Annotated in this window: 12 protein-coding genes; 11 read left to right on the forward strand and 1 reads right to left on the reverse strand. The window is 61.2% G+C overall.

All coding sequences use genetic code 11. The features are described from left to right. Nucleotides 1-119 precede the first annotated feature (119 nt). From FNU79_RS19000 to FNU79_RS00250, 7 genes are all read left to right on the forward strand, one after another. A complete protein-coding gene (locus FNU79_RS19000; protein WP_185974562.1) occupies nt 120-578 on the forward strand; it encodes an SRPBCC family protein in 459 nt (152 codons plus the stop codon). Between the two features lie 286 nt (nt 579-864). Beyond that, nucleotides 865-1,317 carry a CoxG family protein gene (locus FNU79_RS00225; RefSeq protein ID WP_143718950.1) on the forward strand — a complete coding sequence of 151 codons (453 nt, stop codon included), beginning with the start codon at nt 865-867 and terminating at the stop codon, nt 1,315-1,317. Nucleotides 1,318-1,351: 34 nt separating this feature from the next. After that, nucleotides 1,352-1,858 carry a (2Fe-2S)-binding protein gene (locus tag FNU79_RS00230; protein ID WP_143718951.1) on the forward strand — a complete coding sequence of 169 codons (507 nt, stop codon included), beginning with the start codon at nt 1,352-1,354 and terminating at the stop codon, nt 1,856-1,858. Between the two features lie 64 nt (nt 1,859-1,922). After that, the gene (locus FNU79_RS00235) at nt 1,923-4,337 is read left to right on the forward strand and encodes a xanthine dehydrogenase family protein molybdopterin-binding subunit (RefSeq protein ID WP_143718952.1); all 2,415 of its coding nucleotides are present in this window, start codon (nt 1,923-1,925) and stop codon (nt 4,335-4,337) included. 116 nt (nt 4,338-4,453) lie between these two features. Continuing rightward, a complete protein-coding gene (locus FNU79_RS00240; RefSeq protein ID WP_143718953.1) occupies nt 4,454-5,278 on the forward strand; it encodes an FAD binding domain-containing protein in 825 nt (274 codons plus the stop codon). 126 nt (nt 5,279-5,404) lie between these two features. Continuing rightward, nucleotides 5,405-7,681, forward strand: a complete 2,277-nt coding sequence (locus FNU79_RS00245) for an MMPL family transporter (RefSeq protein ID WP_143718954.1) — start codon at nt 5,405-5,407, stop codon at nt 7,679-7,681. Between the two features lie 589 nt (nt 7,682-8,270). Continuing rightward, nucleotides 8,271-8,702 (forward strand): hypothetical protein, encoded by a 432-nt coding sequence (locus FNU79_RS00250; protein WP_143718955.1) that lies wholly within the window; start codon nt 8,271-8,273, stop codon nt 8,700-8,702. A 192-nt stretch (nt 8,703-8,894) separates the two neighbouring features. Here FNU79_RS00250 and FNU79_RS00255 read toward each other — a convergent pair whose 3' ends face one another. Further along, nucleotides 8,895-10,796, reverse strand: a complete 1,902-nt coding sequence (locus FNU79_RS00255) for a family 10 glycosylhydrolase (RefSeq protein WP_225429783.1) — start codon at nt 10,794-10,796, stop codon at nt 8,895-8,897. Between the two features lie 74 nt (nt 10,797-10,870). Here FNU79_RS00255 and FNU79_RS00260 point away from each other — a divergent pair, with 74 nt between their 5' ends. From FNU79_RS00260 to FNU79_RS00275, 4 genes are all read left to right on the forward strand, one after another. Next, nucleotides 10,871-11,296, forward strand: a complete 426-nt coding sequence (locus tag FNU79_RS00260) for a hypothetical protein (protein ID WP_143718956.1) — start codon at nt 10,871-10,873, stop codon at nt 11,294-11,296. A 54-nt stretch (nt 11,297-11,350) separates the two neighbouring features. Then, nucleotides 11,351-12,805 carry a sigma 54-interacting transcriptional regulator gene (locus tag FNU79_RS00265; RefSeq protein WP_143718957.1) on the forward strand — a complete coding sequence of 485 codons (1,455 nt, stop codon included), beginning with the start codon at nt 11,351-11,353 and terminating at the stop codon, nt 12,803-12,805. Nucleotides 12,806-13,200: 395 nt separating this feature from the next. Next, nucleotides 13,201-14,844 carry an ABC transporter ATP-binding protein gene (locus FNU79_RS00270; protein WP_143718958.1) on the forward strand — a complete coding sequence of 548 codons (1,644 nt, stop codon included), beginning with the start codon at nt 13,201-13,203 and terminating at the stop codon, nt 14,842-14,844. Further along, complete coding sequence (locus tag FNU79_RS00275; protein ID WP_225429784.1) at nt 14,841-15,899, forward strand: ABC transporter permease; 1,059 nt, start codon at nt 14,841-14,843, stop codon at nt 15,897-15,899. Before FNU79_RS00270 ends, FNU79_RS00275 begins: the two co-directional genes overlap by 4 nt. The last annotated feature ends 9 nt before the right edge of the window (nt 15,900-15,908 follow it).

A 15,908-nucleotide genomic window follows, 5' to 3' on the forward strand; every position in this document is an offset into this window, starting at 1 on the left:
GTGGGTCTCCTTGTGACAAAAGGGTAACTTGCCGCTCCCACGCGCCGCGTCCATCCAAAGTTACAGGCCAGTGCCGCGAGCCGCTGATCTTCTCACCCCGCTGCGTCACAATGCTGGGCATGTCAGCGCATACTTTTCAAGGCAGCAGCAGCGTTTCCGCTCCCCGCGAGCGCGTGTGGGCGATGCTGCAAGATCCTCAAGTTCTGGTCAAAGTGGTGCCGGGCCTCAGCGACGCCGTAACGGAACAGGGCGGGCAAATGCGGGCCACCCTGAGCGTCAGCATGGGGCCGGTCAAAGGCAAGTTCAAAACTTTGGTGCGCGTGCTCAACGCTCAGCCGCCCGAATATATGGAGCTGGAAGTGGAAGGCAAAACCATTACCGGCACGGCGATTTTGCACACCAAAATGACCCTGACCGACCTGGGCGAGACGACCCGCATCGACTGGGTGGCCACGCCCAAGCTGTCGGGCTTGCTGGCCGGTGTGGGCGGCAAACTGATCGAAAGCAAAGCCAAAGACGCCGGAGCGGGCCAGCGCTACGCCGACCGATTTTTTGGGCGGCTGGGTCAGGAAGCCTAGGGGCGGCGAGCGGTGAGATTTGCTCTTCAGAAGAGCCGCCAGCACCGCTTCACGGGCCACTGCTTTACAGGCCGCTGACGATAAGCCTGTTTCACGGCAGGCAAGCCCTGAGCGCCGCCAAAGTCCGAGCCCGAAAATGCCGCTGGGGAACCAAACTCCGGCGGCTTTTTTGTGTGCCGCACGACGCCCAGACTCAGGCCAGAAGTGTTAGTGTTAAACGGTACTCAACTTTAATACAGGGACGTTCTTCTTAAAAGGAGCGCTCCAGTTCTCCCGGAGGTGCTTTTTGCAAGTTCAGGGATCACATACCATCAACGCGCCGCAGGAAAAGGTTTGGGCTTTGCTGCAAGACCCGGAGGTGCTGGCCCGCTGCGTGCCGGGCGTCACTGAAATGACGGCCAGCGGAGTAGACCAGTACAACGCCGTTCTCAACGTGGCCGTTGGGCCGGTCAAAGGCAAATTTCAGGCCAAAGTCACCATCACAGACCGTCAGCCGCCGCAGCAAATGACGCTGAGCATCGACGCCAAAAGCCCCACCGGCATCGTCACCGCCACCGGCACCCTCAAGCTGAGCGAGGTGGAGGGCGGCAAAACCCAGATCGACTGGGAAGGCGAACCCAAATTGCGCGGCATGCTCGCCACCCTCGCCGGACGGCTGATCGGCGGCATTACCCAGCAGCAAGCCGACGTGTTTTTTGCCAATTTGGACAAAGAAGCCAGTCAGCCGCAAACCGCTTGATTCTTTTACCTGCTGACCCACTCAAGGAGGCCGCATGAGTCGTGTACCGATTACCATCAATATCAACGGCATGCCCACATCCGCTCAAGTCGAGCCGCGCACGCTGCTCGTTCAGTTTTTGCGCGACGAACTCGAACTCACCGGCACCCACGTCGGCTGCGACACCAGCCAGTGCGGCGCGTGTACCGTGTCGCTCAACGGCGAAGCGGTTAAGAGCTGCACCCTGTTTGCCGTGCAGGCCGACGGGATGGACGTCAAAACTATCGAAGGCATCGGCAGCGTGGACGAGCTTCACCCGATTCAGGCGGCCTTTTGGGAGCAGCATGGCCTCCAGTGCGGCTTTTGCACGCCGGGCATGATCATGGCCTCCGCCGAAATCATCCGCCGCAATCCCGACCCCAGCGAAGACGAAATCAGAGAGCAGCTCGGCGGGAATTTTTGCCGCTGCACCGGCTACCACAACATCGTCAAGGCCATCACCGAGGCGGCGGCCGTGATGCGCCAGAAGGGTGCGGAGCAGGGGCAAGCGGCGGACGATTGAGCAACCTCTTTGCCCTTCGGAGCGCCTCCCCTTCCCTCAACCATCACACCCCAAAGGAGCATTCATGACCCAGCTTCCCGACTCCAACTACCACGCTCCAGAAGGGCCGCAAAAATACATCGGCAAGGCCGTTAAGCGTGTGGAAGACCCGCGCTTTATCACCGGTCAGGGGCACTACACCGACGACATCAACGTGCACGGCCAGCTTCACGCGGCGATGCTCAGAAGCCCGTACTCACACGCCAAAATTGGCACCATAGACGCCTCCGCTGCGCTGGCCTTAGAAGGCGTCCGCGCCGTGCTGACCGGCCAAGACTTCGCCGACGCCAAAGTCGGCAGTATCCCCACCGGCTGGCTGCTCCCCGATCTCAAAATTCCGCCGCACCCGGCCATCGCACACGGTGAAGTGCATTACGTGGGCGACATCGTGGCCGTCGTGATTGCCGACACAAGAGCGCTGGCCGAAGACGCGGTGGCCCTGATCGAGGTGGACTTGGAACCGCTCGGCGGCGTTTCGCTGGGCAGTGACGCCCTCAAAGAAGGTGCGCCGCTCGTGCACCCCGAAGCGCCCGGCAACGTGGCCTTCAACTGGGAAATTGGCGACGCCGCCGCCGCTGACGAGCTGTTCAAGCAGGCCGACCATGTGGTGAGCCTCAAGCTGCGCAACCACCGCTTGGTGCCCAACGCCATCGAGCCGCGTGCCAGCTTGGCGCAGTACCAGCGGGCCAGCGAGGAATTTACGCTGCACACCACCTCGCAAAACCCCCACATTCACCGCTTGATGCTGGCGGCCTTCGTGTTGGGCATTCCCGAACACAAACTGCGCGTCATCTCGCCGGACGTGGGCGGGGGATTTGGCTCCAAGATCATGCAGTACCCCGAAGAAGTGATCGTGCTGTTTGCCGCCAAAAAGTTAAATCGCCCGATCAAGTGGGCTGCCCGGCGCTCCGAGAGCTTTGTCACCGACATGCAGGGCCGCGACCACGAAAGTGAGGCGCAACTGGCCCTGACCAAAGACGGCAAGATGCTGGCCCTCAAAGTCGACACCATTGCCAACCTCGGCGCATACCTGACCACCTTCGCGCCCGCCGTGCCGACGTATTTGTACGGCACGCTGCTTAACGGCACCTACAAGTTTGGGGCGGTTCACGGCAAAGTTACTGGCGTCTTCACCAACACCGTACCCGTGGACGCTTACCGGGGAGCTGGACGCCCCGAAGCCACCTACCTGGTCGAGCGCATTGTCAGCAAGGCTGCGTCCGAACTCGGCATGGACGCCGCCGAACTGCGCCGCAAGAACTTCATTCAGCCCGAGGATTTCCCGTACCAGACCCCCGTGGCGCTGGTCTACGATTCCGGCAACTATGAGGCCGCACTCGACAAAGCGCTGACGATGGTCGGCTATCAGGACTTACTCAAAGAGCAGGCCGAGGGCCGCAAGAACGGGCGCTATATCGGCATCGGCTTTTCCACCTACGTGGAAGCCTGCGGCCTCGCGCCCAGCGCTCTGGTCGGTCAGCTCGGCGCTCAGGCTGGACAGTGGGAAAGCGCGGTGGTGCGGGTCATGCCCACCGGCAAAATCGAAGTGCTGACCGGCAGCCACTCGCACGGACAGGGCCACGAAACCACCTTTGCCCAGATCGCTGCCGAAGAATTCGGTATCCCGATGGAAGACGTGGTCATCGTTCACGGCGACACCGGCAAGATGCCGTTCGGCTGGGGCACCTACGGCTCACGCTCGGCGGCAGTCGGCGGCAGTGCCCTCAAGATGGCGCTGGGCCGTATCAAAGACAAAGCCACCAAAATCGCCGCGCACCTGCTGGAAGCCTCTCCCGAAGACATCGAAGTCGCTGACGGGCAATTTAAGGTCAAGGGCGTGCCGGAGGGCGGCAAGTCGTTCTTCGACGTGGCGCTGATGGCCCACCTGGCCCATAACCTCCCCGAAGGCATGGAACCGGGCCTAGAAGCCCAGTACATGTACGATCCCAAGAACTTCGTCTATCCGTTCGGCACCCACATCGCGGTGGTGGAACTCGACGCCGATACCGGCCATGTCAAGATGACCAAGTATGTTTGCGTGGACGACTGCGGCCCGCTGATCAATCCGCTGGTGGTCGAAGGCCAGGTTCACGGCGGCATCGCTCAGGGCTTTGGTCAGGCCATTTTGGAAGAAGCCGTTTACGACGAGGAAGGCAACATGCTGACCGGCTCATTTATGGAATACAGCATGCCCCGCGCCGAAGACCTTCCCATGTTCGAAACGGGTCACACCGTCACGCCCAGCCCTCACAACCCGCTCGGCGTCAAGGGGATCGGCGAGTCCGGCACGATTGCCAGCACCGCAGCGGTGGCCAATGCCGTCAACGACGCTTTGACCGTGTTCGGGCATCACCACGTGGATATGCCGTTCACGCCGGAAAAAGTCTGGCGGGCCATGAAGGGCGGCGTGCAAGCGGCGGGACAGGCAGCGGACGACTGAGAAGAGATTAATTTGCTTCGCTCCTTCCCGCTTGATTGGGATGGAGCGAAGTGAGGGTGATCGATTGCCCTTCCCGCATCACATCATCCGCTCTACACCCCCTCCAAAGGAGCCACATGTACACGACCCCCTTTGATTATCACCGCGCCTCCAGCGTCCAAGACGCCCTGCAAATGCTGGCCAGCAACCCCGACGCCAAGCTGCTGGCCGGCGGCCACTCGCTGATTCCCACCATGAAACTGCGCTTGGCTTCGCCTTCTGCCCTGATCGACATTTCGGCATTGGACGAGCTGCGCGGCATTCGCACCGACGGCGACACCCTGATTCTGGGTGCGGGTGTGACCCATTCCGAACTGCTCTATGACAAAACAGTGGCCGAGTACGCGCCCCTGATGCCCGACATGGCCCGCTGGGTCGGCGATCCGATGGTTCGTAACCGGGGCACTTTGGGCGGTGTGGTGGCGCACGCCGACCCGGCTGCCGATTACCCGGCGGGCCTGCTGACGCTGGGCGCGAGCTTCAAGCTGACCTCGGCGGGCGGCGAGCGCGTCGTGGGCGTGGACGATTACTTCTTGGGGATGTTTGAAACGGCCCTGGCAGAAGGCGAGATCGTCACTGAGATTCATATTCCGCGTCAGGCCTGCAAGGGCGCTTACGAGAAGTTCCGGCATCCGGCCAGCCACTACGCCATTGTCGGTGTAGCGGCGGTCAGCGGGCCGAACGGCGTCAAGATCGCTATGACCGGCGCGGGGCCAAAAGCGGTGCGGCTCAGCAAGCTGGAAGCGGCCATCGGGACGGATCTCAGCGACGACCACATTCAGCAGGCCACCCAAACCGCCGTGGACGCAGGCGATCTCCTCAGCGACCGATTTGCCAGTGCTGAGTACCGGGCGCATCTGGCGGGCGTGCTGGCCAAGCGTGCCCTGATGCGGCTGAAATAAGACGCGCTTGAGGTAAAAAGTTGCTGGATACTTGACGGCTGGGCTTGCTCTGCGCCATTGAGCAGGCCCGCTCCTTTGTCACGCATCCCGCCGCCCCTGCCCTCCCCTCATGCTTTACTTTCACGAATGCAACCGCTTGCCCGTTTCGTGACCCAGCGGCCTTGGTGGGTGCTGGCCATCTGGGCGCTCTTGGCGCTGATCTGCGCCGTGCCCGCCAGCCTCGCTCCCGCCCGCCTCACCGCCGACCCCGGAGCGCTGTCCAGCTCCGAAAGCGGTCAGGTCATTGACCTGCTCTCGCAGCGCTTCGGCGAGCGTGATTCCAACACCGTGCTGCTGGTCACGCAGACCGAGCGGCCGCTCAGCTCGCCCGCCGTGGCCCAGCAGTACACCGCGTTCGTGGCGGGCCTTCAAAAAGTGCCGGGGGTGACCCGGGTGCTGCCCTACAACGTCCAAAACGCGGTGCAGGTCAGCGGTGAAGGCAGCAAGCTGGCCCTGACGCTGGCCCAAATCCCACTGTTCAAGGAAGCCACGCCCGCGCTGGAACGCATCCGGACGTACGTCCAGAGCCAGAAGAAAGCGGGCTTTGACACCCGCGTGACCGGCGGGCAAGCCATCGCCGCCGACTTCACCAAATTTGCCGAGGGCGACACCAAGCGCAGCGAGATGACCGCCTTGCCGCTGATCGCCTTGGTGCTGCTGTTCGTGTTTGGGGCGCTGGTGGCCGCCGCCTTGCCGCTGGTCGTCGGCGGGCTGAGCATCACCACCGCGCTGGCGGGCTTGTACTTACTGACGTTCCTGATTCCCACCAGCACCTTTGCCCAGAGCATCATCACGCTGGTTTCACTGGGCGCGGGCATTGACTACGCCCTGCTGATGGTCAACCGCTTCCGCGAAGAACTCAAGAGCGGCGCAGTAGGTTCAGCGGCGGCCAGTCCAGAGGCGGCCAGTGCAGAGGCGGCTTACCGCACCGTGATGACGGCGGGGCGCAGCGTGCTGCTCAGCGGCGCGGCGGTGACGCTGGCGATGGCGGCGCTGCTGCTGCCGCCGATTGCCTTCGTGCGGAGTCTGGGAATCGGCGGGGTGCTGGCGGTGCTGTTCACGGTGCTGGCCAGCCTGACGGTGCTGCCCGCGCTGCTGACCTTGCTGGGCGAGCGGGTCAACTGGCCGCATTTGGCGTTTAAGGGATTCAGGGCCCTGGATTTCGGACAATCGGCCCGCGAAAGTGCGCTCTGGACGGCGCTGGCCCGGCGGGTCACGGCGCGGCCCGTGCTGGCGGTGGCGCTCTCGACGCTGGTCTTGGTGGTGCTGGCCCTGCCCGCCCGACAGATGCAAACCGGCTACGCGGGCGCGTGGGGGTTGGTGGAAGGGGTGGAGTCGCGTGACGCGCTGGCCGCCGTGCGTGACCTCGGCGCGGGCGGACTCCTCTCTCAGTTCGAGGTGATTCTCAAAGTGCGCGGTGGGCAAAAGTATGGCCCCCAGAGCCGCGACGCTTTTCGCCGGACGGTGCGGCAAGTCGAGGCACTGCCGGATGTCAAGGGTGTCATCAGCCCGTTTGTCAGCGCGGCGGCGCTCAGCAGTGCCAGTGGGGGTGGAGGTTCGCTTAACGATTTGGCCGCCCTGACGCGGCGCAGTTTCAGCACAGACCGCACGCTGCTGCGCTTCACGGTGGTTCCGAACGGCTATTTGCGGGCCGATCAAATAGACGCTTTTGAAGCGCGACTGCGCGGAGTGCTCAGTGCTGCGCCGTTTGATTACCAACTCGGCGGCGCACCTGTAGGCGAGCGTGAATTTAGCAAAGCCATTACCAGCTCCATTCCCTTGGCCATCGGTGCGGTGTTTTTCGGCACTTTCTTGCTGTTAATGGTGGCTTTCCGCAGTTTATTTATTCCGCTCAAGAGTATCGTGATGAACAGCCTGACGGTGCTGGCCGCTTACGGCGTGGTGACTTGGGTGGTGCAACAAGGCCACTTCGCTTCGCTGCTGGGCTTGCCACAAGACGTCGGCGTGCTGGATTCGAGCTTGCCGCTGCTGCTGTTTGCGGTCTTGTTTGGCCTCAGCATGGATTACGAGATTTTCCTGCTTTCACGGGTGCAAGAAGAATATCTGCGTCTCGCGGGGCAGCCGCAGGCCAACAATGAATCCATCGTGCTGGCGATTGGACGTACGGCGCGGATTATTACCAGCGCCGCCGTGATTATGTTTATCGTCTTCGTGGCTTTTATCTTTGGGCGGGTGGTGGCCAACAAAAGCATCGGTTTGGGCCTCGCTGTCGCCGTGCTGCTGGACGCCACCATCGTCCGTTTGGTGCTGGTGCCCGGTTTGCTGCAACTCGCCGGAAAATGGAATTGGTGGTTGCCGGCTTGGCTCGAAAAACGGCTTCCCAAAGTTCACTGGGAACACTAAAGAACAGAGAGGTAGCGCTTCTCACAACAATTAAGAACTTTTTGCCGACTTGGAGTCAGAAGGATTTAGGAGCACCTCAACTTTGAAGATTTGCCGAGAACTCGTATGAGTTTTGGCCGAATTGTCTCCCAAAAACGGTGAAATCTGAGCGGACTCATCAAGCTCCGCAGAAGAGCGAGTGGGAGAACAACACGGGTTTCGCGGGTCCTTATGGACGTCCGCCCATGACGATAGGGTGGCGTCCTTATTTGCGTCGGTTTACGACAATGTGGAGCAATATCTGGTGCTGCCTTGAGCAGGACGGCACCTGTAGGGGGAGCGCCCGCTTTTCTGTCAAAAATCCCTCACCTGAAGCTTAAAGGCCAACCTAAGTGCTTCGACTATGGGGATCATTCTCCGTTGTGGAACTGCAAAAAGTCCCGTCCCGTTTTGGTGAGATTGAATGAAATGCCAACTTCTTTTTTGCTGCTCAGAAGGCTAGACCACTCAATTTTTACAAAGGAGCCTCCGAACTGTTGATTGGCTGAGGCGTTTTGCTCTTGACTTACTGACTTGTTCAACTCATACTCCTTTTCAGGAGGAACAACACATGGCTTACCGTAAATTGAGCGAACAAGTTCAACTGCTCACCAATCCCCAGCGCAGCGATACCTTTGTTAAAGATTTCAAATCATCGGTGCGTGAGGGTCAGTTTGAAGCGGCTTACATGAACACCGAGCGCTTTCAGTTGCCCAAAGAGTTTAGCCGCCGCAACAGCGACGAAACCTACAGCCGCAGCATGCGTGAAATGATCTTTGAAGCGACCCCCGAATTTGAAGAGTGGTTTGACCGCACCAACCGTGAACTCGCCGCAACTCGGCGCGGCGGCAGCATCAAGCCCAGCATCGAGGCGTTTGAAGCCGGTTTGGTCGACTTTAAGTCGCTGGCCGCCGAAACCCGCCAAAAAATGCAGGCCAGCTACGACAAAGGCCACTCGCTCGGCAAATCACGGGCACGCGGCAAGCGCAAAACCACCAAGTAAACGCTTTACATCTCTAAGTTTGCGCCGCTTATTCAAAATTTTTGAGCTGGGTTTTCCCACCAAAAACGGCCCAAATAGATTTCAAAGCTCAAATACGAAAGCAGCGTCCAATCCCGTTCGACCGGATTGGACGCTGCTTTTCTATCCTCAGTTAACAATCTGAGCGCCGTTCCCAGTATCTATGCGGGAATTTCAGGGCCTGCTTTTGAGTGCCGGAATAATCTGGGTTCCTTTGAGCAGCAAATCGGGGTAGCGGGCCACCCCCGCTTGGGTAAGTTGGCCTTGCCAGCGCTGTCCGGCCACCCGCACTTCCACCGCGCCCAGCGGCAAATCGGTAAAACCGTAATAGCCGTTGCCGTCGGTGGTGGTCTTGCCAAGCAAGGTGCCGCCAGCGCTGCGGGCTTCCACGACTTTGCCGCCCATATCGCTGCTGCTGATGACTCGGCCCAGCACCCCGGAATGAACCGGCGGCGAGAGCTTCCAGGGCGTGGCAGTGAGCGGGCCGCCGTTTTGGGTCAGTGATTTCCGCAGCACTTCAAAACCCCTGGGCTGGCTTTGGCCGTTTTTGTAGACGTCCACCCCCGGCGTGCGGTAAGCGTAACCGACCCAGCCGAGGCCTGCGCTCAGCGCCCGCTGCATTTGGTTACGCGAAACATCGGGGCTGTTGAGATACAGCGCCGTGCCTGCCGCGACCTCGGCTTTGCCGCGCACACTGAGGGCGAATTTGTTCCAATCATCAAACCATTGGGTGTGGTTGGGCACCAGGTCCTGCTTGTAATTCATCAGCACATTCAGGTCAATCAGGCCTTCCTGAGTCCAAGCCGGCCAATTTTGCAGCACGTCGCTGTAGGTTCGGCTCTTTTCGAAGCCGCTTAAATCGGCGGGCGGAGCGCCGTAAGTGATGGTGGCGGCGCTCGTCCAGACGTTGGGCTTGAGACGGCGCGTCTCCAGCACGATGCGGCGCACCAACGCGGTGATCTGCTCGCGCTTCCAGTTGATCCAAGTGGGGTCGCTCGGCAGCGGCGTGCCCTTGTTGCCGGTTTCGCTGCGGTAGCGGGCCAGCGCCGCCGAACTGTAGCCCCACATGCCGCCGTCGGGGTAACGAATGCGGTCAAGCTGAATGCCGTCGATGTCGTAGTTCTTGACGACGCTCAGAATGCTCTGGGCCATGTAGTCGGCGGCCTGCGGAATGCCGGCGTCCAGCCAGATGTCTGAGCCTTCGAGGTAACTGCCGTCGGGCCTGCGGTTGACCCAGGAATTCAGGCCGGCTGCGGGGCCGTGTAACTTCAGCACATGCTGAGGGCTCAGATTCGGCGCGGCGGCGTTGCCCGCGCCCGTCACGCTGACCCAAGCAAACACCCGAATGCCCTGCGCGTGAGCGAGCCTGAGCACCTCAGCCAGCGGATCAAAGCTGGGAGCCAAATCGGCGTCGGTGGCACGCGGCACACTTGAGCGCCTGCACAAGCAGTCGGCGCGGCGAATGGTCTGCACGAACAAGGTATTGACGCCGAGATCGTGGGCGTCTTTGACCATCTGGGCCACCTGCGCCGGGGTTTTGAGGCCCGGCCCGAAGGCGTCTACCCACAGGCCGCGCACCGAACTCACCGAGGTCGGAGTGGGTATAGGCAGCGTGGGCACTGGATTGATCGGTACTGGATTACTGGGTGTTGGGTTGCTGGGTACTGGATTGATTGGGATGGGAGTAACAGGTGGAGTGGTGGGCAGCGGGTTGGCAGGCACAGGCGCGGGCGTGACGGGCACCACTGGCGGCAAGACAGGCCCGATAATCGGCGGTGCGGGCGGTAAGAGTGGCGGCAGCGTCGGGCCGATAAAGGGCGCGGTGGTCGGCGCGGGCTGCGGCGCGGCGTCCGGCGCGGTGAGCAGCGTCGGAGGTGTCGGCGCAGGAATGGGCAACACGAGAACTGGAAAAAGAGGCGTCGGATTGCCCGTGGCCGGAAGCTCCGCAGGCTCGGAGCCGGTTTGAGCGCTGCCTGAGCCGCCGAGGGCAAAAGCGGCAGTCAGCCCGATCAGCACGGGAGTGAGCAGGCGGCTTGATCGGGCGGGGGCTTGGCTGTTCAGGAAGTATCGGCTCACAGGGTATCGGCTCTACGCTAGCGCACCGGAGCGGGCGGGGCGTGAGGGCGGGAGCGTGCTGACTACAATGAAGAATGCTGATTGCCCTCCGCCTACTGGTTGGCCTGGTTGTGCTCGTTGCACTTGGCAATGCACTTTTTCCGATGCTGGTGTATGACGGCTGGTTTGTGACGAGTCCGGAAGATTTGGGAATTCGGCCCGGTACCTTGCTGCATTTGGCGGGCTGGACATTGGGACTCGGCAGTCTGCTGACCTTGCTGTGTTGGCCCCTGCTGCTCAGTTTGTTTAACTGTGTATCAACTATCCAGAAACTGAGTTTAATTTTATTTTTCGCCGCGTTCTGTCTAATAGGATTGGCTTTTTTAAGTTACCCATACTTGGGCCTCTCCGTCAATCAGTTGCTTAGAGCGTACCAGTGGACTCGGCTGCTGAGTATCTGGACTGCTTTGATGACTTGGAAGTCAGTATGGCCTTTTGCTCAAGTAACTGGGCTCCGCTAAGCCCCGCAAAAGGCACAGTCCAGCGCTGGGGCGCGTGCTAGTTTTCCGTTATCTATGCCGAATGACACAAAACTGCCCCAGACCGTTGGTGAACTGCTCAGCTTGCCCGAATACGCGGGCCGCGCTCCTTTTGACGGCAAAAGCCGCCGCGTCCAAGACGAAGTGCGCGAAAACCTCAAGCGCAAGCTCAGGAGCGGTGAAACGCTGTTTCCCGGTGTGGTCGGTTACGACGACTCGGTGGTGCCGCAGCTGATCAACGCACTGCTGGCCCGCCAGAACTTCATTTTGCTGGGGCTGCGTGGTCAGGCCAAGAGCCGCATTTTGCGGGCGATTACCTCGCTGCTCGACCCACACATTCCGGCGATTGCCGAGAGCGAAATCAGCGACGATCCGCTCAACCCGATCAGCGCTCAGGGCGAGGAACTTCTGCGCGAACACGGCAACAATTTGCCGCTCAAATGGATTGCCCGCGAAGACCGCTACGTCGAAAAACTCGCCACCCCTGATGTAACAGTGGCCGACCTGATCGGTGACGTCGACCCGATCAAAGCTGCCCGTCTCGGCACTGCGCTGGGCGACGTGCGAAGCATGCACTTCGGCCTCTTGCCGCGTGCCAACCGGGGCATTTTCGCCGTCAACGAGCTGGCCGATCTGTCGCCCAAGGTGCAGGTGGCGCTCTTTAACATCCTGCAAGAAGGCGATGTGCAGATCAAAGGCTACCCGGTCAGACTGGAGCTGGACGTGATGCTGGTCTTCAGCGCCAACCCCGAGGACTACACCGCACGCGGCAAGATCGTCACGCCGCTCAAGGACCGCATCGGCAGCGAAGTTCGTACCCACTACCCCAAAACCGTGGACGAGGGCATGTCGATCACCGCGCAGGAAGCGGTGCGCGACAGCAGTGTGACGGTGCCCGGCTACATGGCCGAGCTGATCGAGGAAATCGCCTTCCAGGCCCGTGAAGATGGCCGGGTGGACAAGCTCAGCGGCGTGTCGCAGCGTCTGCCGATCTCGCTGATGGAAGTTGCCGCCGCCAACGCCGAAGCCCGCTCGCTCAGGATGGGTGACGAGCCGGTGGTGCGCGTCAGCGACGTATACGCCGGATTGCCCGCCATCACTGGCAAGCTCGAACTCGAATACGAGGGCGAGCTGCGCGGCGCGGACGTGATCGCCAAGGACATCATTCGCAAGGCGGCGGGGCAAGTCTACGGGCGGCACTATTCGAGCGCCGACACCAAGGCTCTGGAAAAGTGGTTTGACGACGGCAATGTCTTCCGCTTTCCGCAGGCAGGCGATGTGGCCGCCGCGCTCAAAGCTGTCGGAGCGGTGCCCAACCTGAGTACGCTGGCTGCCGAGGTCGCCGAGCAAGCGGGCGACGCCCACCGCCTCAGCGCCGCCGAGTTCATCTTGGAAGGCCTGTATGGCCGCAAGAAACTCTCCCGAGCTGAGGAAAGCTACGCCGCCGCCGAGCCGGAAACGCAGCGCCGTGCCGGGGGCCGCTGGAACTAAAACCAAACAGTGCAATTGAAAAGTGGGCGGGTGGAGCAAGTGGCTTCCCCGCCCGCTTTGCGTTGGGGGCTGCTTGCGCCTGGCCGTGCGGGCACCTAAACTTGAGGAATCAATTTCACATCTAAATACTTTGCGGTAGCGGAGGGCCGACCCAAGAGCGTAGCCTGACCCTCAGCTATCCCGTTTCGCAAAGAAAGCTATCCTTGCTGATGTTGTATCTCAATTTTTTCGCAGGCTGTCAGAGAAAATGAGAACAGGTTGCATACTCAAGCTTCAGCAGGCCGCGCAGCCAGTGCCATAAAACGGTGAAGCGGTCCTCCTTTTCCTTCGTCTCAGCTAAGTGACAAGCGCCGCGCTCTCCTCTTTCCCCAGTTCTCCGCTTCCAAGGAGTTGCCATGACTGTCCCTCAGCCCACCTCCGCCTCACCGCCCGTGCCGGTCTTAGAGCTGCGCGGCATTACCAAACGCTTTCCCGGCGTAGTCGCCAACGACAACGTAAATCTGTACCTCAATGCCGGAGAAGTGCTGGCCCTGCTCGGCGAAAACGGCGCGGGCAAGAGCACTGTCATCAGCGTAATGTACGGCCTCTACCGGCCCGACGAAGGCCAAACGCTGGTGAACGGTCAGGCCGTGACCATCAGCAGCCCGGCACAGGCGCTCAAGCTCGGCATCGGCCTAGTACCGCAGCACCCCATGCTGGTGTCCAAGCATTCGGTGGCCGAAAATCTGGCGCTGGGCACCAGCACGGGCCTATTTCCGGCGCGGACGATGGCCGGGCGCATCCGGGAACTGTCGGAAAAATACGGCCTGGCCGTTGACCCGAGCGCCAAAGTTTCACAGCTTTCTCCTGGCGAAAAACAGCGGGTGGAAATTTTGCGCTCACTCCTTCGCGGCGTCAAGGTGCTGATTTTGGACGAACCCACCAGCGTGCTGACGCCGCAGGAAGTGGAGGGCCTTTTCAAAGTGATGAACGAACTCAAAGCCGACGGCAAGAGCCTCATCTTTATCTCGCACAAGCTCGGTGAGGTGCTGGAAATCACTGACAGGGTGACGGTACTACGGAAAGGCAAAGTCACCGGCAATGCCCCCACCGCTGGAGCAAGCCGCGAGAGCCTCGCTGAGATGATGGTGGGCCGCTCGGTCAGCTTTGAGCGCAAACGCATGACTCCGCCGAATCTCTCCAGCGTTCCCGTCCGGTTTGCTGCCCGTAACTTGCAGGCGCTCTCCAGCCGGGGGTTGCCTGCTTTGCGTGGCGTGAATCTGGACTTGCGGGCCGGAGAGATCATCGGCGTGGCGGGCGTGGCGGGCAACGGGCAGAGCGAGTTGGTGGAAGTGCTGGCCGGGCTGCACCACCTTCAAGCTGGAGAGATCAAGCTCGATGGACAGCCGCTGAGCCAGAATGCTCGGGCCATTTTTGAATCCGGCGTGGCCCACATCCCCGAAGACCGCATTCACATGGGCACAGTGCCGAGCATGACGGTGGCCGAGAATCTGGCGCTGCGCGACTACGCCAAGCCCCCACTGGCACGCGGCGCGGTGCGCGACCTCGGGGCACTCGACACCCACGCCAAAAGTATGGTCAAAGCCTTTGACATCAGCACCCCCGGCGTGGACACTCCTTCGCGGCTGCTGTCGGGCGGCAACATCCAGAAAATCATTCTGGCCCGCGAACTCGGTGACAGTTCGCAAAAGGATGGGGCCAAGGTCATTCTGGCCGTTCATCCCACCTACGGCTTGGACATCGGCGCAACCGAGCAAGTTCACCGCACCCTGATGGACGCCACCGAGCGCGGGGCCTGCGTGCTGCTGGTCAGCGAAGACCTCGACGAATTGCTGGCGCTGTCGGACAGTGTCGCGGTGATGTATCACGGCGAGTTGCTGGGGCCGTATCCGGCGGCGACGGCCACCCGCGAAGGCATCGGACTGATTATGGCGGGCGGCGCAGACAGTCGAGGCTTGCCGCACGGCGCTGGCCCCGGCGACCTGACCGAGAATGCCGGGCCGGACGAAGTCAACCACACGCGGGGGCTGAAAGCGTGATCCGCTTCACGCCGATTGCCGACCCCCCACGCGGGCGCGTCGCTTGGGTCACGTTGGGGGCGCTGGTGTTTGCCTTAGTCGTCGCCGGGCTGATCTTCTGGCTGGCTGGAACCAATCCATTCGAAGCCTACGCCGCCATGCTTCAGGGCACCGTCAGCGATTGGAGCGGGTGGGCCGAGGTGCTGCGGAGAGGCACGCCGCTGCTGCTGATCGGCATTGGTCTGACGCTGGCGTTCCGGGCACAGTTTTTCAATATCGGGGCGGAAGGTCAGCTTCTGCTGGGGGCAGTCGCGGCGGGCGGGATCGCGCTGTTCACGCCGCTGCCGCCGCTGCTGATGCTGCCCACCATGTTTGTGGGCGGCGCTCTGGCAGGCGGGCTGTGGGCAATCATCGCCGCGCTGCTCAAAACCCGCCTCAAGGTCAATGAAATCCTGACCACCCTGATGCTCAACTACGTGGCCACTTATCTGCTGATTTACCTGATCAACGGCCCCTGGAAAGGCAAGAACGTGCGCGGCTTCATTTACTCCGATGACTTCCCTGATTTTGCTCAGCTCCCGACCTTGCCAAATACTCAAGTTGGCTGGCCCACTTTGCTGCTGGGCGTGCTGCTGGCGGTGGGCCTCCAGTGGTTTCTGAGCCGCAGCACCGGGGGCTACGAGCTGCGGGTCACGGGCGAGAATCCCGAGGCGGCCCGCTACGCCGGAATCAGCGTCAACAGCGTGCTGTTCAAGATGGCCATGATTACTGGTGGCGCGGCGGGTCTGGCGGGCGTGGGCGAGGTGGCGGGCATCCATCACAAACTGCTGGAACCCAGCCAGATTTCCTCGGGCTACGGCTTTACGGCTGTCATCGTGGCGTGGTTGGCACGCGGGAACCCACTGCTGTGCCTCATTACCGCGCCGCTGATGGGCATCATCCTGGCGGGCGGCGACGTGCTGAAAATCAATATGAACCTGCCATTCCGCATCACCGACGTGTTTTCTGGCGTCATTTTGATGAGCCTGATTGCCAGCGAGATTTTTGTAAAAAACCGGATCAAGTTTGGAAAGTGAGTTCAGCGA

Source organism: Deinococcus detaillensis (assembly GCF_007280555.1).
Lineage (GTDB): Bacteria > Deinococcota > Deinococci > Deinococcales > Deinococcaceae > Deinococcus > Deinococcus detaillensis.

Excerpts from the sequence above, each read along its gene's own strand:
- FNU79_RS19000 (WP_185974562.1), top strand. The coding sequence starts at position 120 with ATGTCAGCGCATACTTTTCAAGGCAGCAGCAGCGTTTCCGCTCCCCGC.
- FNU79_RS00230 (WP_143718951.1), top strand. The coding sequence starts at position 1,352 with ATGAGTCGTGTACCGATTACCATCAATATCAACGGCATGCCCACATCC.
- FNU79_RS00235 (WP_143718952.1), top strand. The coding sequence starts at position 1,923 with ATGACCCAGCTTCCCGACTCCAACTACCACGCTCCAGAAGGGCCGCAA.
- FNU79_RS00240 (WP_143718953.1), top strand. The coding sequence starts at position 4,454 with ATGTACACGACCCCCTTTGATTATCACCGCGCCTCCAGCGTCCAAGAC.
- FNU79_RS00245 (WP_143718954.1), top strand. The coding sequence starts at position 5,405 with ATGCAACCGCTTGCCCGTTTCGTGACCCAGCGGCCTTGGTGGGTGCTG.
- FNU79_RS00250 (WP_143718955.1), top strand. The coding sequence starts at position 8,271 with ATGGCTTACCGTAAATTGAGCGAACAAGTTCAACTGCTCACCAATCCC.
- FNU79_RS00260 (WP_143718956.1), top strand. The coding sequence starts at position 10,871 with ATGCTGATTGCCCTCCGCCTACTGGTTGGCCTGGTTGTGCTCGTTGCA.
- FNU79_RS00265 (WP_143718957.1), top strand. The coding sequence starts at position 11,351 with ATGCCGAATGACACAAAACTGCCCCAGACCGTTGGTGAACTGCTCAGC.
- FNU79_RS00270 (WP_143718958.1), top strand. The coding sequence starts at position 13,201 with ATGACTGTCCCTCAGCCCACCTCCGCCTCACCGCCCGTGCCGGTCTTA.